This window comes from Sulfitobacter sp., from assembly GCF_039977885.1.
GTDB lineage: Bacteria > Pseudomonadota > Alphaproteobacteria > Rhodobacterales > Rhodobacteraceae > Sulfitobacter.
On the sequence record NZ_JBDWCI010000020.1, the window covers coordinates 384,448 to 400,260 of the forward strand.

At 56.5% G+C, this 15,813-nt stretch carries 17 protein-coding genes; 9 read left to right on the forward strand and 8 right to left on the reverse strand.

Translation table 11 applies throughout. The features are described from left to right. Nucleotide 1 precedes the first annotated feature (1 nt). The 8 genes from ABJM03_RS15530 to ABJM03_RS15565 all read left to right on the forward strand — a co-directional run bounded on the left by ABJM03_RS15530 (nt 2) and on the right by ABJM03_RS15565 (nt 5,693). Nucleotides 2-883, forward strand: coding sequence for a DMT family transporter (locus ABJM03_RS15530; RefSeq protein ID WP_348418754.1), 882 nt, complete (start codon nt 2-4; stop codon nt 881-883). Further along, the gene (locus tag ABJM03_RS15535; protein ID WP_348418755.1) at nt 880-1,743 is read left to right on the forward strand and encodes a sugar kinase; all 864 of its coding nucleotides are present in this window, start codon (nt 880-882) and stop codon (nt 1,741-1,743) included. Before ABJM03_RS15530 ends, ABJM03_RS15535 begins: the two co-directional genes overlap by 4 nt. Before the next feature lie 147 nt (nt 1,744-1,890). After that, the gene (locus tag ABJM03_RS15540; RefSeq protein WP_348418756.1) at nt 1,891-2,505 is read left to right on the forward strand and encodes a ribonuclease D; all 615 of its coding nucleotides are present in this window, start codon (nt 1,891-1,893) and stop codon (nt 2,503-2,505) included. Next, a complete protein-coding gene (gene lptC / locus ABJM03_RS15545; protein WP_348418757.1) occupies nt 2,502-3,113 on the forward strand; it encodes an LPS export ABC transporter periplasmic protein LptC in 612 nt (203 codons plus the stop codon). The genes ABJM03_RS15540 and lptC overlap by 4 nt, the downstream gene beginning before the upstream one ends. A gap of 8 nt (nt 3,114-3,121) precedes the next feature. Next, nucleotides 3,122-3,613: an LptA/OstA family protein gene (locus tag ABJM03_RS15550; protein ID WP_348418758.1), complete on the forward strand. Its 492-nt coding sequence runs from the start codon at nt 3,122-3,124 to the stop codon at nt 3,611-3,613. Then, entirely contained in the window at nt 3,613-4,371 is a 759-nt protein-coding gene (lptB, locus tag ABJM03_RS15555) for an LPS export ABC transporter ATP-binding protein (protein WP_348418759.1), read from the forward strand. Before ABJM03_RS15550 ends, lptB begins: the two co-directional genes overlap by 1 nt. A gap of 239 nt (nt 4,372-4,610) precedes the next feature. Further along, entirely contained in the window at nt 4,611-5,177 is a 567-nt protein-coding gene (gene raiA, locus ABJM03_RS15560; protein ID WP_348418760.1) for a ribosome-associated translation inhibitor RaiA, read from the forward strand. Between the two features lie 51 nt (nt 5,178-5,228). Further along, a complete protein-coding gene (locus ABJM03_RS15565) occupies nt 5,229-5,693 on the forward strand; it encodes a PTS sugar transporter subunit IIA (protein WP_348418761.1) in 465 nt (154 codons plus the stop codon). Nucleotides 5,694-5,699: 6 nt separating this feature from the next. Here ABJM03_RS15565 and ABJM03_RS15570 read toward each other — a convergent pair whose 3' ends face one another. The 7 genes from ABJM03_RS15570 to cysQ form a co-directional block, all read right to left on the reverse strand. Further along, on the reverse strand, nt 5,700-7,127 hold the full coding sequence (locus ABJM03_RS15570) for a nodulation protein NodH (RefSeq protein ID WP_348418762.1): 1,428 nt from the start codon (nt 7,125-7,127) through the stop codon (nt 5,700-5,702). After that, entirely contained in the window at nt 7,128-8,831 is a 1,704-nt protein-coding gene (locus ABJM03_RS15575) for a beta-1,6-N-acetylglucosaminyltransferase (protein WP_348418763.1), read from the reverse strand. Further along, the gene (locus tag ABJM03_RS15580) at nt 8,828-9,814 is read right to left on the reverse strand and encodes a glycosyltransferase family 2 protein (RefSeq protein WP_348419151.1); all 987 of its coding nucleotides are present in this window, start codon (nt 9,812-9,814) and stop codon (nt 8,828-8,830) included. Before ABJM03_RS15580 ends, ABJM03_RS15575 begins: the two co-directional genes overlap by 4 nt. A gap of 68 nt (nt 9,815-9,882) precedes the next feature. Then, nucleotides 9,883-11,058 (reverse strand): glycosyltransferase family 1 protein, encoded by a 1,176-nt coding sequence (locus ABJM03_RS15585; protein ID WP_348418764.1) that lies wholly within the window; start codon nt 11,056-11,058, stop codon nt 9,883-9,885. Nucleotides 11,059-11,150: 92 nt separating this feature from the next. Continuing rightward, nucleotides 11,151-12,032 (reverse strand): UTP--glucose-1-phosphate uridylyltransferase GalU, encoded by an 882-nt coding sequence (galU, locus tag ABJM03_RS15590; RefSeq protein ID WP_348418765.1) that lies wholly within the window; start codon nt 12,030-12,032, stop codon nt 11,151-11,153. A 171-nt stretch (nt 12,033-12,203) separates the two neighbouring features. Further along, nucleotides 12,204-13,448, reverse strand: coding sequence for a glycosyltransferase family 2 protein (locus tag ABJM03_RS15595; RefSeq protein ID WP_348418766.1), 1,245 nt, complete (start codon nt 13,446-13,448; stop codon nt 12,204-12,206). Between the two features lie 22 nt (nt 13,449-13,470). Next, nucleotides 13,471-14,268, reverse strand: a complete 798-nt coding sequence (gene cysQ / locus ABJM03_RS15600; protein WP_348418767.1) for a 3'(2'),5'-bisphosphate nucleotidase CysQ — start codon at nt 14,266-14,268, stop codon at nt 13,471-13,473. A gap of 114 nt (nt 14,269-14,382) precedes the next feature. Here cysQ and ABJM03_RS15605 point away from each other — a divergent pair, with 114 nt between their 5' ends. Next, the gene (locus ABJM03_RS15605; protein WP_348418768.1) at nt 14,383-15,207 is read left to right on the forward strand and encodes an ABC transporter permease; all 825 of its coding nucleotides are present in this window, start codon (nt 14,383-14,385) and stop codon (nt 15,205-15,207) included. Here the strand turns inward: ABJM03_RS15605 and ABJM03_RS15610 are convergent. Beyond that, the gene (locus tag ABJM03_RS15610) at nt 15,204-15,698 is read right to left on the reverse strand and encodes a hypothetical protein (protein WP_348418769.1); all 495 of its coding nucleotides are present in this window, start codon (nt 15,696-15,698) and stop codon (nt 15,204-15,206) included. The two genes, ABJM03_RS15605 and ABJM03_RS15610, sit on opposite strands and share 4 nt — an antisense overlap. Nucleotides 15,699-15,813 lie beyond the last annotated feature (115 nt).

Sequence of the window (15,813 nt, forward strand, 5' to 3'; positions counted from 1 at the left end):
CATGGTCGTCGCCGCCCAATCCAACGCGGATCTGCCGCGCCTCGGCATCATGTTGATGCTGGGCGCGTGGCTGTTCTTTTCCGTGGTGGATACGGGCGCAAAATGGCTGGCGGTTGCGGGTATTCCGGCGTTCCAACTCGCCTTTATGCGCTATGCCAGCCATTTCGCCATCTCTATCGCGGTCATCGCCAAAGGTGGCATGACCACAGACCGGTTTCGTACCAATCACCTGTGGCAGCTTGTGACCCGCTCGCTTTTGCTGGTCTCTGCCACGCTATCGAATTTCTATGCCCTACAGTTTTTGCCACTCACCGTCGTCTCTGCGATCATGTTCTCAAGCCCCGTCATCGTCTGTTTTCTGTCGGTCACGGTCCTGCGCGAACAGGTCGGCCCTTGGCGCTGGGCAGCAATTATTCTGGGCTTCATCGGGGTGCTGATCGTGGTACAGCCCTTTGGCACCGTGTTTCACCCCGCCATGCTGATGATCCTCTATAACGCGACCGCCTTGGCGCTTTATGCCCTCATGACACGCAAGCTGTCCGGCATTGTCGCAGTGGACACGATGCAATTCTATATGGGGCTGGTGGGCACGCTGGTGCTATTGCCCTTTGCTTTGGCCGTCTGGACCCCGCCCGAGACCACATGGGGCGTGATTGTCCTGTTCGGTCTTGGCGTGATGGGCTGGGCCGGCCATCAACTGCTCACCACCGCACACCGTTTTGGCACAGCCAACCAGCTGATGCCTTTCACCTATACGTTCCTGATCTATGTCGCCGTTTGGGGGTATCTGCTGTTTGGCACGATCCCTGACGCGAAGACGATCATGGGCGCTATTGTTATCATGGGCGCAGGCCTGATTATCTGGAAGAGAGAACAAAAATGACCCGAATTGCCTGTATTGGCGAAGCCATGATCGAACTGTCTATGGCAGGCGATGATGCACAACTTGGCGTGGCGGGCGATACGCTCAACACTGCCATCTATCTACACCGCTCGGCCCCCGAAGTGACTGTCGATTACATTACCTGTCTGGGCGATGATCCTTTCTCGCACCGGATCAATGATTTCATCGCAGCCCAAGGCATCGGCACCTCCGCGATCCGGCAGATACCTGGCACTTCGCCCGGCCTCTACGCCATCACCACCACCCCCGAAGGCGAGCGTAGCTTTACCTACTGGCGTAGCGCCGCCGCCGCGCGGCAGCTTTTTGCAGATGGCGACTTCTCCATACTAGAGAACTACGACGCGCTGTATCTATCAGGTATCTCGCTTGGGATTCTGCCCCATCACGTGCGCCTCTCTCTGCTGGCCTATCTTGAGAAAAGCCCCGTCAAAGTCATCTACGACAGCAACTACCGCCCCCGCCTGTGGGAAACGGTTGAGCAAGCCCGCGAGGTGACAACCGCATTTTGGAACCGTGCCGATATTGCCCTGCCCTCTATCGACGACGAAATGATGCTCTATGACGAAACCGAAGCCCAAGTCGCTGCCCGCTTCACCACCCGCGGCGGTCACGGCGCGCTAAAGCGTGGTCCCGAAGGGCCGCTCTCGCTTGGGTCCATCGTCGCCCAAAACTATCCGCCCGCCCAGAATGTCATCGACACCACCGCCGCAGGAGACAGCTTTAACGGCGGTTATCTGGCGGCAATCCTGACAGGAAAGGCGCAGGCACAGGCCCTGATGGCAGCGCATCAGCTGGCCTCGGATGTGGTACAGCATCGCGGCGCGATTATGCCTGCATAGGCGATAAAGCGAGCGGCAGGCAGAATATTCTGCGCTGCCGCTCTGCCCAAAGGCACGCCGCCACTGAAATAAGCCCATTGCGACACGATCCTGCCGAGCCTCACAGCCCGCCTTCCCCCTCACCGCGTCACGGCGTATGAAGGGGGTATGAAAAACAGAGTATACCAAAACGACCTTCCCGATACCCTCGACCTTGGGCCGGTTGTGGCCATTGATTGCGAAACCATGGGGCTGCATCCGAAACGGGACCGCCTGTGCCTTGTGCAGCTCTCGGGCGGGGACGGAAACGCGCATCTGGTCCAGATCGCCAAAGGCCAGACACAGGCCCCGAACCTGTGCCGCCTACTGGAAGATCCTGATGTGCTAAAGCTGTTCCACTATGGCCGCTTCGACATTGCTGCCATGCTCAACGCCTTTGGCGCTGTCACGGCACCGGTCTATTGCACCAAAATCGCCAGCCGCCTTGTGCGCACCTATACCGACCGTCACGGGCTGGCCAAACTCACGCAGGAATTGCTGAGCGTGGACATATCGAAACAGCAACAATCCAGCGATTGGGGCGCGGCCAAACTGACAAAGGCACAGATCGACTATGCCGCCTCGGACGTCTTGCACCTGCATCGCCTGCGCGAAGTGCTTGATGATATGCTTGCACGGGAGGACCGGACCGAAATGGCACAGGCCTGTTTTGATTTCCTGCCCATGCGCGCCCGGCTTGATCTGGCGGGTTGGCCCGATACGGACATTTTTGCCCACGCATGAGCACACGAGACCGACACACGCGCATCATTGCGTTTCTAAAAGTCGTCTTGCCGCTCGCGGCGCTCGCATTGCTGTGCACCTTGTTCCTGCTGTCCCGCGCGATACGAACCCATACAACAATCCCATTTGCAGAAACCGAAATTCAGGAACGCCTGCGCGATCAGCAAATCACAGGGCCGTTCTTTTCCGGCACCACGACCAATGGCGACCAAATGTCGTTCTCGGCGAAAAAGCTGGTAACAGTCCTTGGCCGCATCGGGGCCAACCGCGCCGAAGATGTAAAGGTCGAAATCAAAACCAACAGCGGCAGCACCTACCAGATGCAGGCCCAACTGGCCGAACTGGACATCTCTGATAGCGTGGCCACATTGTCCGGCGATGTCAGCATCAACAGCTCGACCGGCTATAACATCAGCACCGACAACCTGACTGTGACCATATCAGACACCGAACTGGCAAGCACCGAACCGATCAAGGCAACCGGCCCCGTCGGCAGCCTCACTGCAGGAAGTTTCAGGATTTTCACACCAAAGTCATCAGATTCGGCGCAAATGCTTTTCAGTGGCCGCGTGATGCTGGTATACACACCCAACCGAACAAGAAAGTAGCTGAGCTTATGGGCCTTCGATTGTTGCTAATTGCGCTGTTTAGCGCGCTGATCTCTACCCAAGTCATGGCGCAAGGTGCCAGCGTTGCCTTTGGCACAATTTCCCAAGACACCAGCCTCCCGGTCGAGGTGACCTCGGACGAGCTGTCGGTGGATCAGGATACAGGCACGGCGATCTTTACCGGCAATGTGGTAATCGGTCAGGGCGAAATGCGTCTGTCTGCGCCCCGCGTGCTGGTCGTCTATCGCGCCGAAATCGAAGGAATTGCAAAGCTCGAAGCAACGGGTGGCGTGACAATTGTCTCTGGTGACGACGCTGCCGAAGCGGACCGCGCAAATTATAGCATTGATGCAGGCACCATCGTAATGAACGGCAATGTCCTGCTCTCTCAGGGAACCAGTGCGGTCAGCGCCGATACAATGACCATCCGGTTAGAGGATGGCACCGCGCGCATGTCCGGCAATGTGCGCACCCGTCTCCAAGGTGGTGGCAACAACTGATGGCCAAGCCCAAGCTCACCGTGTCAGAGGGTAGCGCAGGCCTGCGCATTACCCATCTGCGTAAATCATACCGCAAGAAAACCGTAATCCGCGATTTCTCGATGGAATTGATGCGCGGCGAAGTTGTGGCGCTTTTGGGCCCCAACGGCTCGGGCAAGACAACAACCTTCTATTCGATTGCAGGCCTTGTGACCCCGGAAAGCGGCACAGTCACCATTGATGGCAAGGACGTCACCGCCCTGCCCATGTACCGCCGCGCACAATTGGGAATCGGGTACCTCCCGCAAGAGATGAGCATTTTCCGCGGCCTATCGGTGCAGGACAACATCCTCGCCGTGCTCGACATCGTCGAAAAAGACCGCCGCACGAAACTGATGCGCCTTGATCAGCTTTTGGGTGAATTTTCCATTGAACATCTGCGCCGTGCGCCTGCGATGGCGCTGTCAGGGGGCGAACGCCGCCGCGTCGAAATCGCCCGCTGCCTTGCAGCCAATCCCAAATACCTCCTTCTGGACGAACCTTTTGCCGGCGTCGACCCGATCTCGGTCGGGGATATCCGCCATTTGGTCGCGGACCTGCGCAAACGTGGCATCGGCGTGCTTATTACGGACCATAACGTCCGGGAAACGCTCGAAATTGTGGATCGTGCCTATATCCTGCACGAAGGCCGGGTGCTGATGTCAGGCACCCCCGAGGAAGTTGTGCAAGATGGCGATGTCCGCCGCGTGTACCTTGGGGATGATTTTAAGATATCTTGAGCGACTTACAGCTCGGATAACTGCAATCTTACGCCAAAAAGATTGACTCTGATCAGCCTGTCACCATCTAATAAGGTATGGCGAAACTGCTATGCACTTCTTTCAAGACACTGCCGCCCATGGGCGTGACGGCGTCTTTAGACCTGCACTTTTTCACCATTTCCCGCACCTGAACCTGATGACAACACCCCATTGCGGGCGATGCATTGAGGCGACGGTTTAATAATGAAGGAGATACTATGCGGTACCAAATCAGCGGAAAACAGATCGACATTGGCGACGCCTTGCAAACTCATGTGAAAACAGAGCTGGCCGAAGTTGTGCAAAAGTACGCCGAACGACCGACTGATGCGCAGATTGTTTTCTCCAAATCAGGGAGCGAATTTGTCTGCGAAAGCACTGTTCACCTGTCTACCGGCCTGACCGCGTCGGCAAAGGCCCACGCCCATGAAATTTACGCCGCTTTTGACAGCTGCGCACAGAAAATGGAAAAGCAACTACGCCGCTACAAGCGCAGATTGAAGGACCACCACCGCGAGCGGGCAGAACCGGTTGATTTTCTGGGCGCGTCATCGTACATTCTAGCTGCAGAAACAGATGCACAAGAGGCAGAGCCGGACACGCTCCAACCCATCATCATCGCTGAAATGCAGACAAAAATCGCGACCTTATCCGTCGGTGAAGCAGTGATGCAAATGGAGCTTTCCGGCGCACCAGCGCTTGTGTTCAAAAAAGACGGCGACGCCGGGATCAATGTGGTGTATCGCCGCGAAGACGGTAATATCGGCTGGATTGACCCAGCTTAGAGACTGAGCTATTGCGCGCCCTGAGCGGTGCGCTCACGGGAAAGCAGGCATATGAACTTTGCAAATCTTCTGACGCCAGAGGCAGTCAAGGTGTTGTCCTCGACCACCAGCAAAAAGCGGCTCCTTACGGAGCTCGCCGAGCTGGCTGAGACAACATACGGCATGAATGCCCCTGACGTTGTCGACGCATTGCTTGCCCGCGAAGCGCTGGGGCCCACAGGTGTGGGCCACGGCGTGGCCTTGCCGCATGCGCGTATGGATGGAATCGACAAAGTCGTCGGTCTGTTCGTGCTGCTGGAAAAGCCGGTTGATTTCGGCTCGGTCGATCACCAACCGGTCGATATCGCATTCGCGCTTTTCGCCCCCGAGAACGCAGGCGTCGAACACCTCAAGGCGCTCGCGCTTGTGTCGCGCACCCTGCGGGACGGCAGCATTTGCAACAAATTGCGCGCCAACCGGTCGGCAGATACGCTTTATACTATCCTGACAGAAGCCGAAGGCGTGAAAGCCGCCTGATCGGGCCTAACGCCAGCGACCAAATCCGAACATCATATAGTCGCGCTGATACACCTCAGCGCCCAACGCCTCGATTTCGTCGTCATAGACGTCTTCAAGTAGATGCATGCCATGGAACGACGATGGCTCAACCCGCGGCGCAGAATCATAGCCGACATCAGCAGCTAGTTCATTCAGCGCCCCCGCCATCGTTTCCTCCCGCAGGATCATGTCGGGCAAGGTGAATTCACCGAATCCTCGCACAATTTCGCTTTGCGAAGCCCACTCAGGATCAATTCGGATCGAGGTCTGGCCAGCCAGATTGCCCTTTAGAAAAACCAAAAACGCCTTGAATGCTGCACGGTGCGTGGCCAGATCAACGCCGCCCTCTTGCCCCTCTTCGGGCAGCGGCAGTTTATAGCGGCGCATCAACGTGCGGCGTAGCTGTAAATAACTGCCTTTGTCACTGTTCATTATCCGGTGGCAAAATACGTTATGTGCCCGCAGAATCGGATGGCGCAGCACGGTAAAGCTGCGATGCCCGGGCTTGCTCCGCTTCCATTGCCGCAGCTCTTTCTGGCTCATCTTCTTGCCCAGCGCATTTTGCTTTTCGCCATCAAGAGCCGCCAACCAGCGGTTCACCTCTTGTTGTGGTCCACCGGCCATTGGCATGAACAAAAGCGGCGCAGAAATCCCCGCCACATAGCCCGGCACATTCGGCCCACGCCGTGGCTCGAAATTGGGCGTTCGGGTCAAATCAAACCGGTCGATCCGCCCCAACGCAAGTTCCATCTGCGCGTAATTTTTGACCTTCTCGGACAGCGGGCTGGGGTTTTGTTTTTTGAGGCTCTTGTCCAGCTCTTCCAACATCTCCGGCACCCCCAGAAACGCCGCGATTCCGTTCATTACATCAACGCTTTGCAGGTCTTCATACGCCACATAAAATGCAGTCTGCCCGCTGGTCTGGAGCCGGTTGAGCAGTTTGATCTGAAACGATTGCAATGCCTCCAGATGGGCCTCGAACTCGGCCGGATCGAACACCGCCTGCGCAGCCTTGCGCGCCTTTATATCCGTCAGCTTCCACTGCCCTGTGGCCTGAGCAATCTTCCAGCTGATATAGCTTTCTACCGGATTGCGCGTCAGCACAATCTTGGCGCAGGCGGGATCGTCCAGAACCATATCCAACACCCGTGGATCATGGTCATGGAAATAGCGAAAGCCCCCCATCACGGAAGGATCGTGCCGGATCGCCCTAAGCAACGCACCGGGCTCCGCATCCCGCGTTGCCTGATCCACCCCCAGAATATGGGTGCTGTTCGGATAACCGATAAAATGCGGATTAAACGCCTCACCGTGGCAGGTGATACCAGCAAACGCATTCAGATTCGCCTCAAGAAAATTCGAACCGGTGCGCATTTCGGCAAACACCACAAAGCTGCTAAAGCGCTCTTTCATTTACTTCACCAAATAAGGTTTGCGAGGGACATTACTGCTTGCGTTCGGGCCACGCTCAACAGGGAAATCACCCATCAAGTAAGGGTGCATCCCCTGGTTTTTAAGGTTTTGCAGGAACTGACCGAAGCCGTGCAAATCAACCATCTTGGGCGCTTCTGACAAACGCCGGATGCGCGCCTTGCCGATCTCGTCCAGAATACCCTGCAACGGCTCCATCGGTGCCTCGATAAACTCGGCCATGCTCCAGATCCGCACCCGCGCCTTGGTGTAGGGAGATCGCAACACATCCATATGCTCGCTCTCGATCTTTTGCAGCGTGGCAGCGATGCGCCGGATATCCGCAAAATCCATGTTGGACCGGAATAACGGCACCGCCCATGCCCCTGTGATTACCGAAATCTGGGCATTTGGGTCTTTTGCCACTCGCCAGCAGATATCCTGATTGTCCAGCGGACCGAATTGAAAACACTGCCGTTCGCCGCGTGTGTTCCAGATCAGATTGGTCAAAAACGCCTTTGCATTATAATCCCGATGCAAGGGATTATCACTCAGCGCGCCATTCAACGTCGTCTGGCCCTCGGCAAATTCGACACGGGACGTCGCAAACAGATGCCCGTGCACCCGCGCGCCCGTCGCATTATGCAGCCATGGCTCGAAATTCTCGAATAGCTCGGAAAATCCCTGAAACATCGAATATTCCGCCGCCGTCACACCATTTTCCCAATCCTCATTGGGGAAACGGCTTTGCATATACAGGCCAGAGCGCCCGCGTGTCCGACGCTCAACCGCCTTGGCGAAAATACGGTCGATTTTTCCGGGGTTCGGTTCGGTCTTTTTCATCGCCCCCGCGGCGTCGGTCAGAAACGCCTCGTAAAGGCGGTCAGCATACGGCCAGATTTTACGCGCGACAAAACAATCCGAGCGGCGCAACAGCTGCAAATGGTCATCGTAGAAAATATGCGGCTTACCCTGAAAGTCGAACTTGCTCAGCGTGAGCGAGCGGCTCTCGACTTTGGTAGAATAAAGCCGCGATAACGTTTGAAAGTAGCTTTCATCCGGAATCCAGACATGGCTGAAGTAACGGTCATATTTCGGCCGCTCAGGGTCTTGCAGGATCGCGGACAAAGTTTGCCGTGTCAGGCACCACCACTGCGACCCCATATGCGGCACAACCCCCTTGGGCATCCGCCGCTTCAGGCCCAGCTTTCGCTGGATGCTTACCGCCTTGTCGAACAGGTAGCGGTGCTGCTTCCATGAAAAAGGAAACCGCATGGTAAAGCGTTCTTCGTCAAGCCCACCGACCGTCCACGGCACGTCCGCCGTTGTCGCGCTTTCGATGAAATCCGTGCGCGGTCTGTCGGCCAGATAGTCGATCAGCTCATGCACAGGGCGCAGCGGCAGGCACGACCCCGAGGCCAGATAAATGTGCCGCACATCCGGAAAACTCGCCAACATCAGCTCGGACGCCGCCTGCGAGGCTGCCACAATTCCCCATGTGCCCCATTCACAACGAAACCGCTTGCTGAATAATACGTTTGGCACATCGGCCATCGCCGCGGTAAAGGCCTCATATGTCTTGGCAGACACGTTGCGATCCACATGGATCACCACAGGCACATCCGCCGCGGCCCAATGGCGCGCGACCTGCTCGGCCCGCCCAAGTGCCGTATGCACCAACATCACAACACCCATTGACGCGGTCATGCCCAGTTCCCCTTGGACATCAGACCCAGAATCTCCAACTGCCGCCAATTGATGTATTTCTCGCTCCACTTGCACCACAATTGCGGGTTTCCTTTGACCCGCTCTGCATAGGCTTTGTACTCGACCGATCCCGCATAATGCTGCCCGCGCTCCAACTCCTCTGCGGCCTTGGCCCCAAAGGTGTCGATGAATTTCGCATGCAGCAACACGCCGCTGGCCTTTTCGCCGCCCCACTCGTCATAGACTTGATTCAAGCCGCGCGGCAGCAACATATGGGTTGAACTGACATAGACATATTTGCGGTCCCATTTGACCAATGGCACCTTGTTGAGCGCAGGTGCCTTTGCCGGTTCATCCGCGAAGAACACCCGTGAACGCGGGCCGCCCTGTATCCACAGGTTCGCAAAGGCATAATTGCGCGACATCGTATAATTGCCACTGTCAAACCAGGATGCGGTCTCGATCGGGTTCTCGCCCGAATGATATGGCCGCTCATCAAGCCGCCCCTTGGGGTACATATCAAGCAGCATCGCCGAGAAGGATTTGATCGACGACGCATCCAGCCAATCCGTCAGCGCCCGCAATGGGCGCGTATCGCAGAACGGATAGACCAGAAATTCATCCGGATCGATGGTCAACGCCCAATGGCCATGGGCATATTTGCGCTGCAGCCAGTTCAGCCAATCCACCCCGAACCGCGACCGCCGATAGCTGGCGCGCGTATGCCACAACGAGACATCAGGCTGGTTGCGCAGATAATCCAGCGCACCATCGTCGCTGTCATTGTCCACGAAAAAGAAATGATTAACGCCCTGCTTACGGTAGTAATCAAGGAAATAGGCAAGGCGGATTTTCTCGTTTCGCTGGGTGCAGAACAATAAAATATCGTCGGGCCGAATTTGATCGGTCCGGTCGACGACGCATTTCAGCTCCCGCCGTTTTCTAAATGCCCTAAGACGCCAACGTTTCCGCTGTAGCCTCAGGCGATATGATTGGATCGCACCCAAACATTGCCCCTTACTTTCGGTCCGTCAGCCTTCCTGCACGCCTATCAGGTAAAACTTAAAACGGTCTTGAAATGCTCCACCCACTCCGGCGCATCAAAACCCTCTACCCGCAACATGTTTCGAGACTGTTTAGACCAACCCACCACAGTGGCTTCCCACATTTCCCTATCAGAATCATCTAGGTAAACGGCATAATTTGCAAGGATTTCACGAAATGTCGCTATATTGCTGCACAATACAGGTGTCCCAAGCAGCAAAGCTTCAACCGCAGGTAACCCAAAGCCCTCCGCATGACTGGGAAACAGCAACCCCTGCGCCCCCTGAACCAATGCAGCCAAAGCACCATCGCTCAGGCCCGGAACCTCTTTAACCCGCGCATCATCACCCAGCGCATCAAGCCGCGTAAACACCGCTTCATTGTTCCAGCCACGTCCGCCACAAATAAAAAGCTCGGGCGCATCCGGTCCCATCCGGTCCCAGACATCAAGCAACAGCGCGTGGTTTTTGCGCGGCTCAATCGTGCCCACGGTGACAAAATATGGCTCCTTGGGGCGCAGATTTTCGGGAATGTCCTGCGGTGCAGGAGCGGGCGAAACTGTTCCCAAATGCGCAACAACACCCTGCGGCACGCTCCCCCACTCAGCCATAGCGCGCTCGGTCCGTGTTCGGGTATCGGCAGAATTATAGATCAAAAGATCGGCAAACTCGCGCACCCGCTGCATCTTTTGGGCAAACACCTCGACTGTGCCTGCACGCTGGAAATGCGGATATTCCAAAGGAATGACATCATGCACCAGCACGGCAATCCGCGCATCCGGCAGCCTGCGTACCGCACGCAACACGCGTGCTGACAGATTGCTGTGCCCCGTGTTCAGATAAGCCGTACCTGCGGGCAATTGCTTTGCCAGCATCGCCGGCAGTCCGTGTGGCAGACACCGCGCAACGGATAGCTTGCGCAGGTCAGTCAACGCCCGACGCGCACTATCACGCATCCCGCGCTGCAAGCGCGACAAAAGATCGGGCGCGGACGGGGGCAGTGTGCCATCCAATCGCGCCCGAAACCCGACAAGCCCGCCACGGTCCAACAGAACATAGCCCAAAGGCGTCCGCGCCAAACCAAAGACCGGCACATCCTCGGCCACCAAGGCATCAAGATAGGCGAGCTCGACACGGTCTACGCCCGTCCAAACCCGCCCCGCACGCCGCAAAAGACGTGTCACATCCAACAGCCGCGCAGGCGGAGAAGGCTTATGCGCTAAATCATCCAGTTGAGGGTCATCTCCGCGCATCAGGACCAAAGACAGGCAATGCCTTAAAGAGTTGGGGCAATACTCTTGATGTATTCTGACAGATCACCCTGCAGCTCGGGGCGCGCCAGACCAAAGGCAACTGTCGCCTGCAAGAAACCCGACTTCGAGCCACAGTCGAACCGCTGCCCTTCGAACCGGTAGCCGAATACTTTGCGACCCTTCTCCAGATCCGCAGCAATCGCATCAGTCAACTGAATCTCGCCGCCGGCACCTTTACCCATCGAAGACAGGTTCTTCAAAACGGAAGGAGCCAGAATATACCGCCCGATCACCGCAAGGTTCGATGGTGCTTCACCTGCCGCAGGCTTTTCAACCATATTTTTCACATTCAGCAGGTTCCCCTCTTCGGAGGAGATATCCAGAACCCCGTAAGAAGAGGTCTTCTCCGGTGGAACTTCCATCGCGGCAACCATGTTGCCACCGCATTCCTCATAGGCTTCGACCATCTGCTGCAAACAGGGTTTATCAGCAGCAATCACGTCATCCGGCAGGATTACCGCAAACGGCTGATCTCCGATCAAACGGCGCGCGCACCAGACCGCATGCCCAAGGCCCAGCGCCTTGTGCTGGCGAATATAGGCAAGCGCCCCGCTATCCATGTTGGTTTGCTTGAGAACCTCCAACATGTCTGTCTTGCCCTTCATGCGCAGCTCTTCTTCGAGGTTAGGCGCAAGATCGAAATAATCCTCCAACGCCCCCTTACCGCGTGAGGTCACAAAAATGAACTCGGTGATACCTGCCGCCCGCGCCTCGTCGATCGCGTATTGGATCAACGGACGGTCAACCAGCGTCATAATCTCTTTCGGGACAGATTTGGTCGCTGGCAAAAAACGGGTTCCCAAACCTGCGACGGGGAAAATGGCTGTTGTAACTTTGTTACTCATAGCTCTGTGAAACCTTTATATCTTGCGTTGTTTTCAAATAAATCCCGTACTAGCAGGCAAAATACCAACCAGCCCCGGAAAAGCTTTCATCTATACTGTTGTACTATGCCCGACATTCAAGGCGCTAGTGTTACAATTGGCTGTAAATTCACCCAACACGCAAACAATCGCCTAACGGGCTTGCAACGTCAACGCGCGCACGCCTGCCACACGGCCGAACTCACGCGCGGCCCGTTTCTTGAACGTAGTGAGCCGAAACAGGGGGTCATTGCGGTCTGAACGGCCGAAAATGCCGCCCCGCTGAAGCCAAACCCCCTCTGCTGTGAACGCCACCTGATGGAACAACCCTGTCGGGGACAACACCACAAGTGTCTCTAAACCACCCTCGGCGACCCTTTTCGCAGCGGCCTCCAACGCGCGCCGCCCCCGCACACCCCGCACAGCATGAAATGCCGCCTTGCGTGGCGTGAATGGCACGGGCCGGAACGGCAGCACGGGATGGCGCGGCAGGCTCCCGCCTCCAAACCTGCGCGTTTGGCCTTCGGCATATCCTGCAGCCAGCCCTTTCATTAAACGCCGCACATCGCGCGGCTCAAGACGACCGGCTACTATATGGATCAACAACCGCTGACGCTCTTGGGTCCATTGCGCCTGCCAATGGGCTGCGCGGTCCTCTTTCGGAATGTGTTTGCGTTGAAACACACCCCAGCTGGCTCCGATCTCATAAAGATCGCTGGGCACGCGGTCCGTCCGGCGCCGCGCACTTGCAGCAAATCCATGATGCACCTGAGCCAAAGGCACCAACGCCGTGGCATGCCCCGCCCGCGCCAGCCGCATATTCACATCGGTTTCATCCAGATAGAAACGATAGGCAGGATCAAACCCGCCGATCTCGACCAATATATCGCGCCGGAACGCCATATTAGTGCCTTCCGTCTTAATCGCACGCCCCTCGGGCGGCACTAAAACAGTCGCTTGTACGGGATCAATCTCAACCGGATGCGCCGCACCCTGTGCGTCCAGCGTGCGCGCCTTGTATTGAAAACTGATCCCGTTGCGCCCACGCACATAGCCGCCCATCGCAGCTACGTCAGCGCGCGCCGCCGGAGCCACCAGATGGCGCAGCCATTGCGGCTCGGGCACAGCGTCGTCGTCAATAAAAGCGACAATCTCGCCCGCCGCGTGGGCCAGCCCCAGATTTCGCGCCGCCGAAATATTTGCCTCATCAAAGGCAATGCATTTGATCTGGGGCAAGACCTCGATCTGTTCGGTCACTGCGATTCCCATCGGGCAGGCCACAACCACAACCTCAAACCCAGAGTATTGCAGTTGTGACACACCCAAAAGGCAGCGCCGCAGCGCATCAGGGCGCCCCCTACTCACGATTATCACACTGACAGTAGGATCACTTATCACGCGCGGCGCCCCCTGAACCGTTTCAGGCGTCCTTCAGCTCGACACCGGGGGCGTAGGCGATAAAGAACGGGTTGGCATAATCGGCCTTGCCATAGGTCAGCACGCTGTGATCGTCGAAACGCACAACCTGACCGCCTGCGCCCTTAAGCACCGCATGACCCGCCGCTGTATCCCACTCCATCGTGCGACCCACGCGCGGGTAGATATCCGCCTCACCTGTCGCCACCAGACAGAACTTGAGCGAACTGCCCGCGCTTTTCATATCCTTGACGCCGTATTTGCCGATGTAATCATCCGTTGCCTGATCGCGGTGTGACTTGCTTGCCACCACCATCAGCGCGGAATTATCCGGTTTAGAGACTGATATCTCGGTCAAAGAACCGACAGTTTCCTTGTCAAACGTACCGGTTTCCTCAACCGATTGCCCCGTCGAAGTGGTAAAGAACATGCGGTTTTTGGCAGGCGCATAAACCACGCCGCGTGTCGGATGCCCGCCTTCGACCAAGGCAATATTGACCGTGAAGTCGCCACGGCGATGGATGAACTCCTTGGTGCCGTCCAGCGGATCAACGATCAAAAATGTATCACCCGTTGCACTATGTGTGTCCGCTTGCTCTTCGGTGATCAACAACACATCGGGAAACGCCGCGCGCAACCCGTCCGAGATGATCTTATCCGCCGCTTCATCGGCCGCAGTCACAGGGCTGTCATCGGATTTTGATTTGACGTTGAAATCATCCTGACCGTAAATTTCCATAATCTTATCGCCCGCTTCCAACGCGAGCTTGCGCATCACGCGCGTCAATTTATCGTAGTCCATGCCCAACTGTTGCCATCCTTTATTGAAATACACTTTATGTACCTTATGATGGTCTTGTAACGGATCGGCAAGAATTCCGTGCAATCGTGGTCCTAACCGCAAGGCAGTAAACAGATGTTCCAACCCATTCGCACGCGCCGGTCTACGCTGCAGGTCGCGCTGACCATACTCGAACTGATCTACCACTCCATCGTCCGGTCGGTTCGCAAATCCCACAATAACGCGTTTATGGCCATTGCGACCAACCTCTTGCAGGCGGTCATATTTGTCGCGGCTTTTTATGTGATGTTTTCCATTCTCGGCTTGCGCGGCTCTGCCCTGCGTGGCGATTTCTTGCTGTACATCATGTCGGGCATTTTCCTTTACATGACCCACTCCAAGGCGCTCGGCGCGGTTGTCGGCTCCGAAGGACCGGCCAGCCCGATGATGCAGCACGCCCCGATGAACACGATCATCGCGATCTGCTCGGCTGCGTTGGGTGCGCTGTATATTCAGGTACTATCCCTTGGCGCGATCCTGTTCGTTTATCACGTGGCTTTTGTCCCGATTCATATTGAGCAGCCTATGGCGGCTTTTGGCATGCTGCTTTTGGCATGGTTCACCGGTGCAGCACTTGGCCTTGTCCTGCTTGCGATCAAACCGTGGTTCCCCACAGCCGTCGGCGTCTTTTCCACGATCTATCAACGCGCCAATATGATTGCCTCGGGCAAGATGTTTGTCGCCAATACCCTGCCCGGTTTCATGCTTGCCATGTTTGATTGGAACCCGCTGTTCCACACCATTGATCAGGCGCGCGGCTTTGCTTTTATCAACTACAACCCGCGCTATAGCGATCCGATGTATGCGTTTTGGGTTGGGCTTGTTCTGGTGATGATCGGCCTGATGGGCGAATTCTACACGCGCAAACACGCCTCCCTCAGCTGGAGCGCGCGACGCTAGCTATCCTCATCCGCAAACTGTCCCGCCTTGTGAGCGGCAGCCATTTCGGCCCCGCTCACAATACCGTCGGCATTGGTATCAACCAGATCGAAAAACTCCCGTAAACCTATCTGACGATACAACCGGGCCGAGGCAAATACCTCGACCTCTTCACGCGTCAATACACCATCACCGTTCAGATCACTCGGCCCGAATGAATAGGGCGGCGGGATGCGGTCCATTTCCTTGGGTGACAATGTACTGTCAAAGTCGGTGTCATATTGATCAAAATAATCCACCATGCCAACGCTACGTTCCGGCCGCTCAGCGACAAAACCCTCTATCTCTGCCCGTGTCACTGCTCCGTCGTGGTTGGCATCAGGCGCATCCAAAGCGCCAAGCGGCCCCGCGCCCTTGCTCAACGTGCTATCGCTTGCACCTGATGTCAGCATCCAGAAGGCTCCCAAAAGCACAACAGCAATCACCGCGCCTGCTCCGATACCCTTTTTCATGCTCTATCCTTTGCCACTGGCCCGCCCGCTACACGCGTAGCATTCAGACCTAAACGCACGAGCCGTTCTTTTCCGTCGGCATTTGACAAATAAATTTCTAAAAACTACGGGCGCG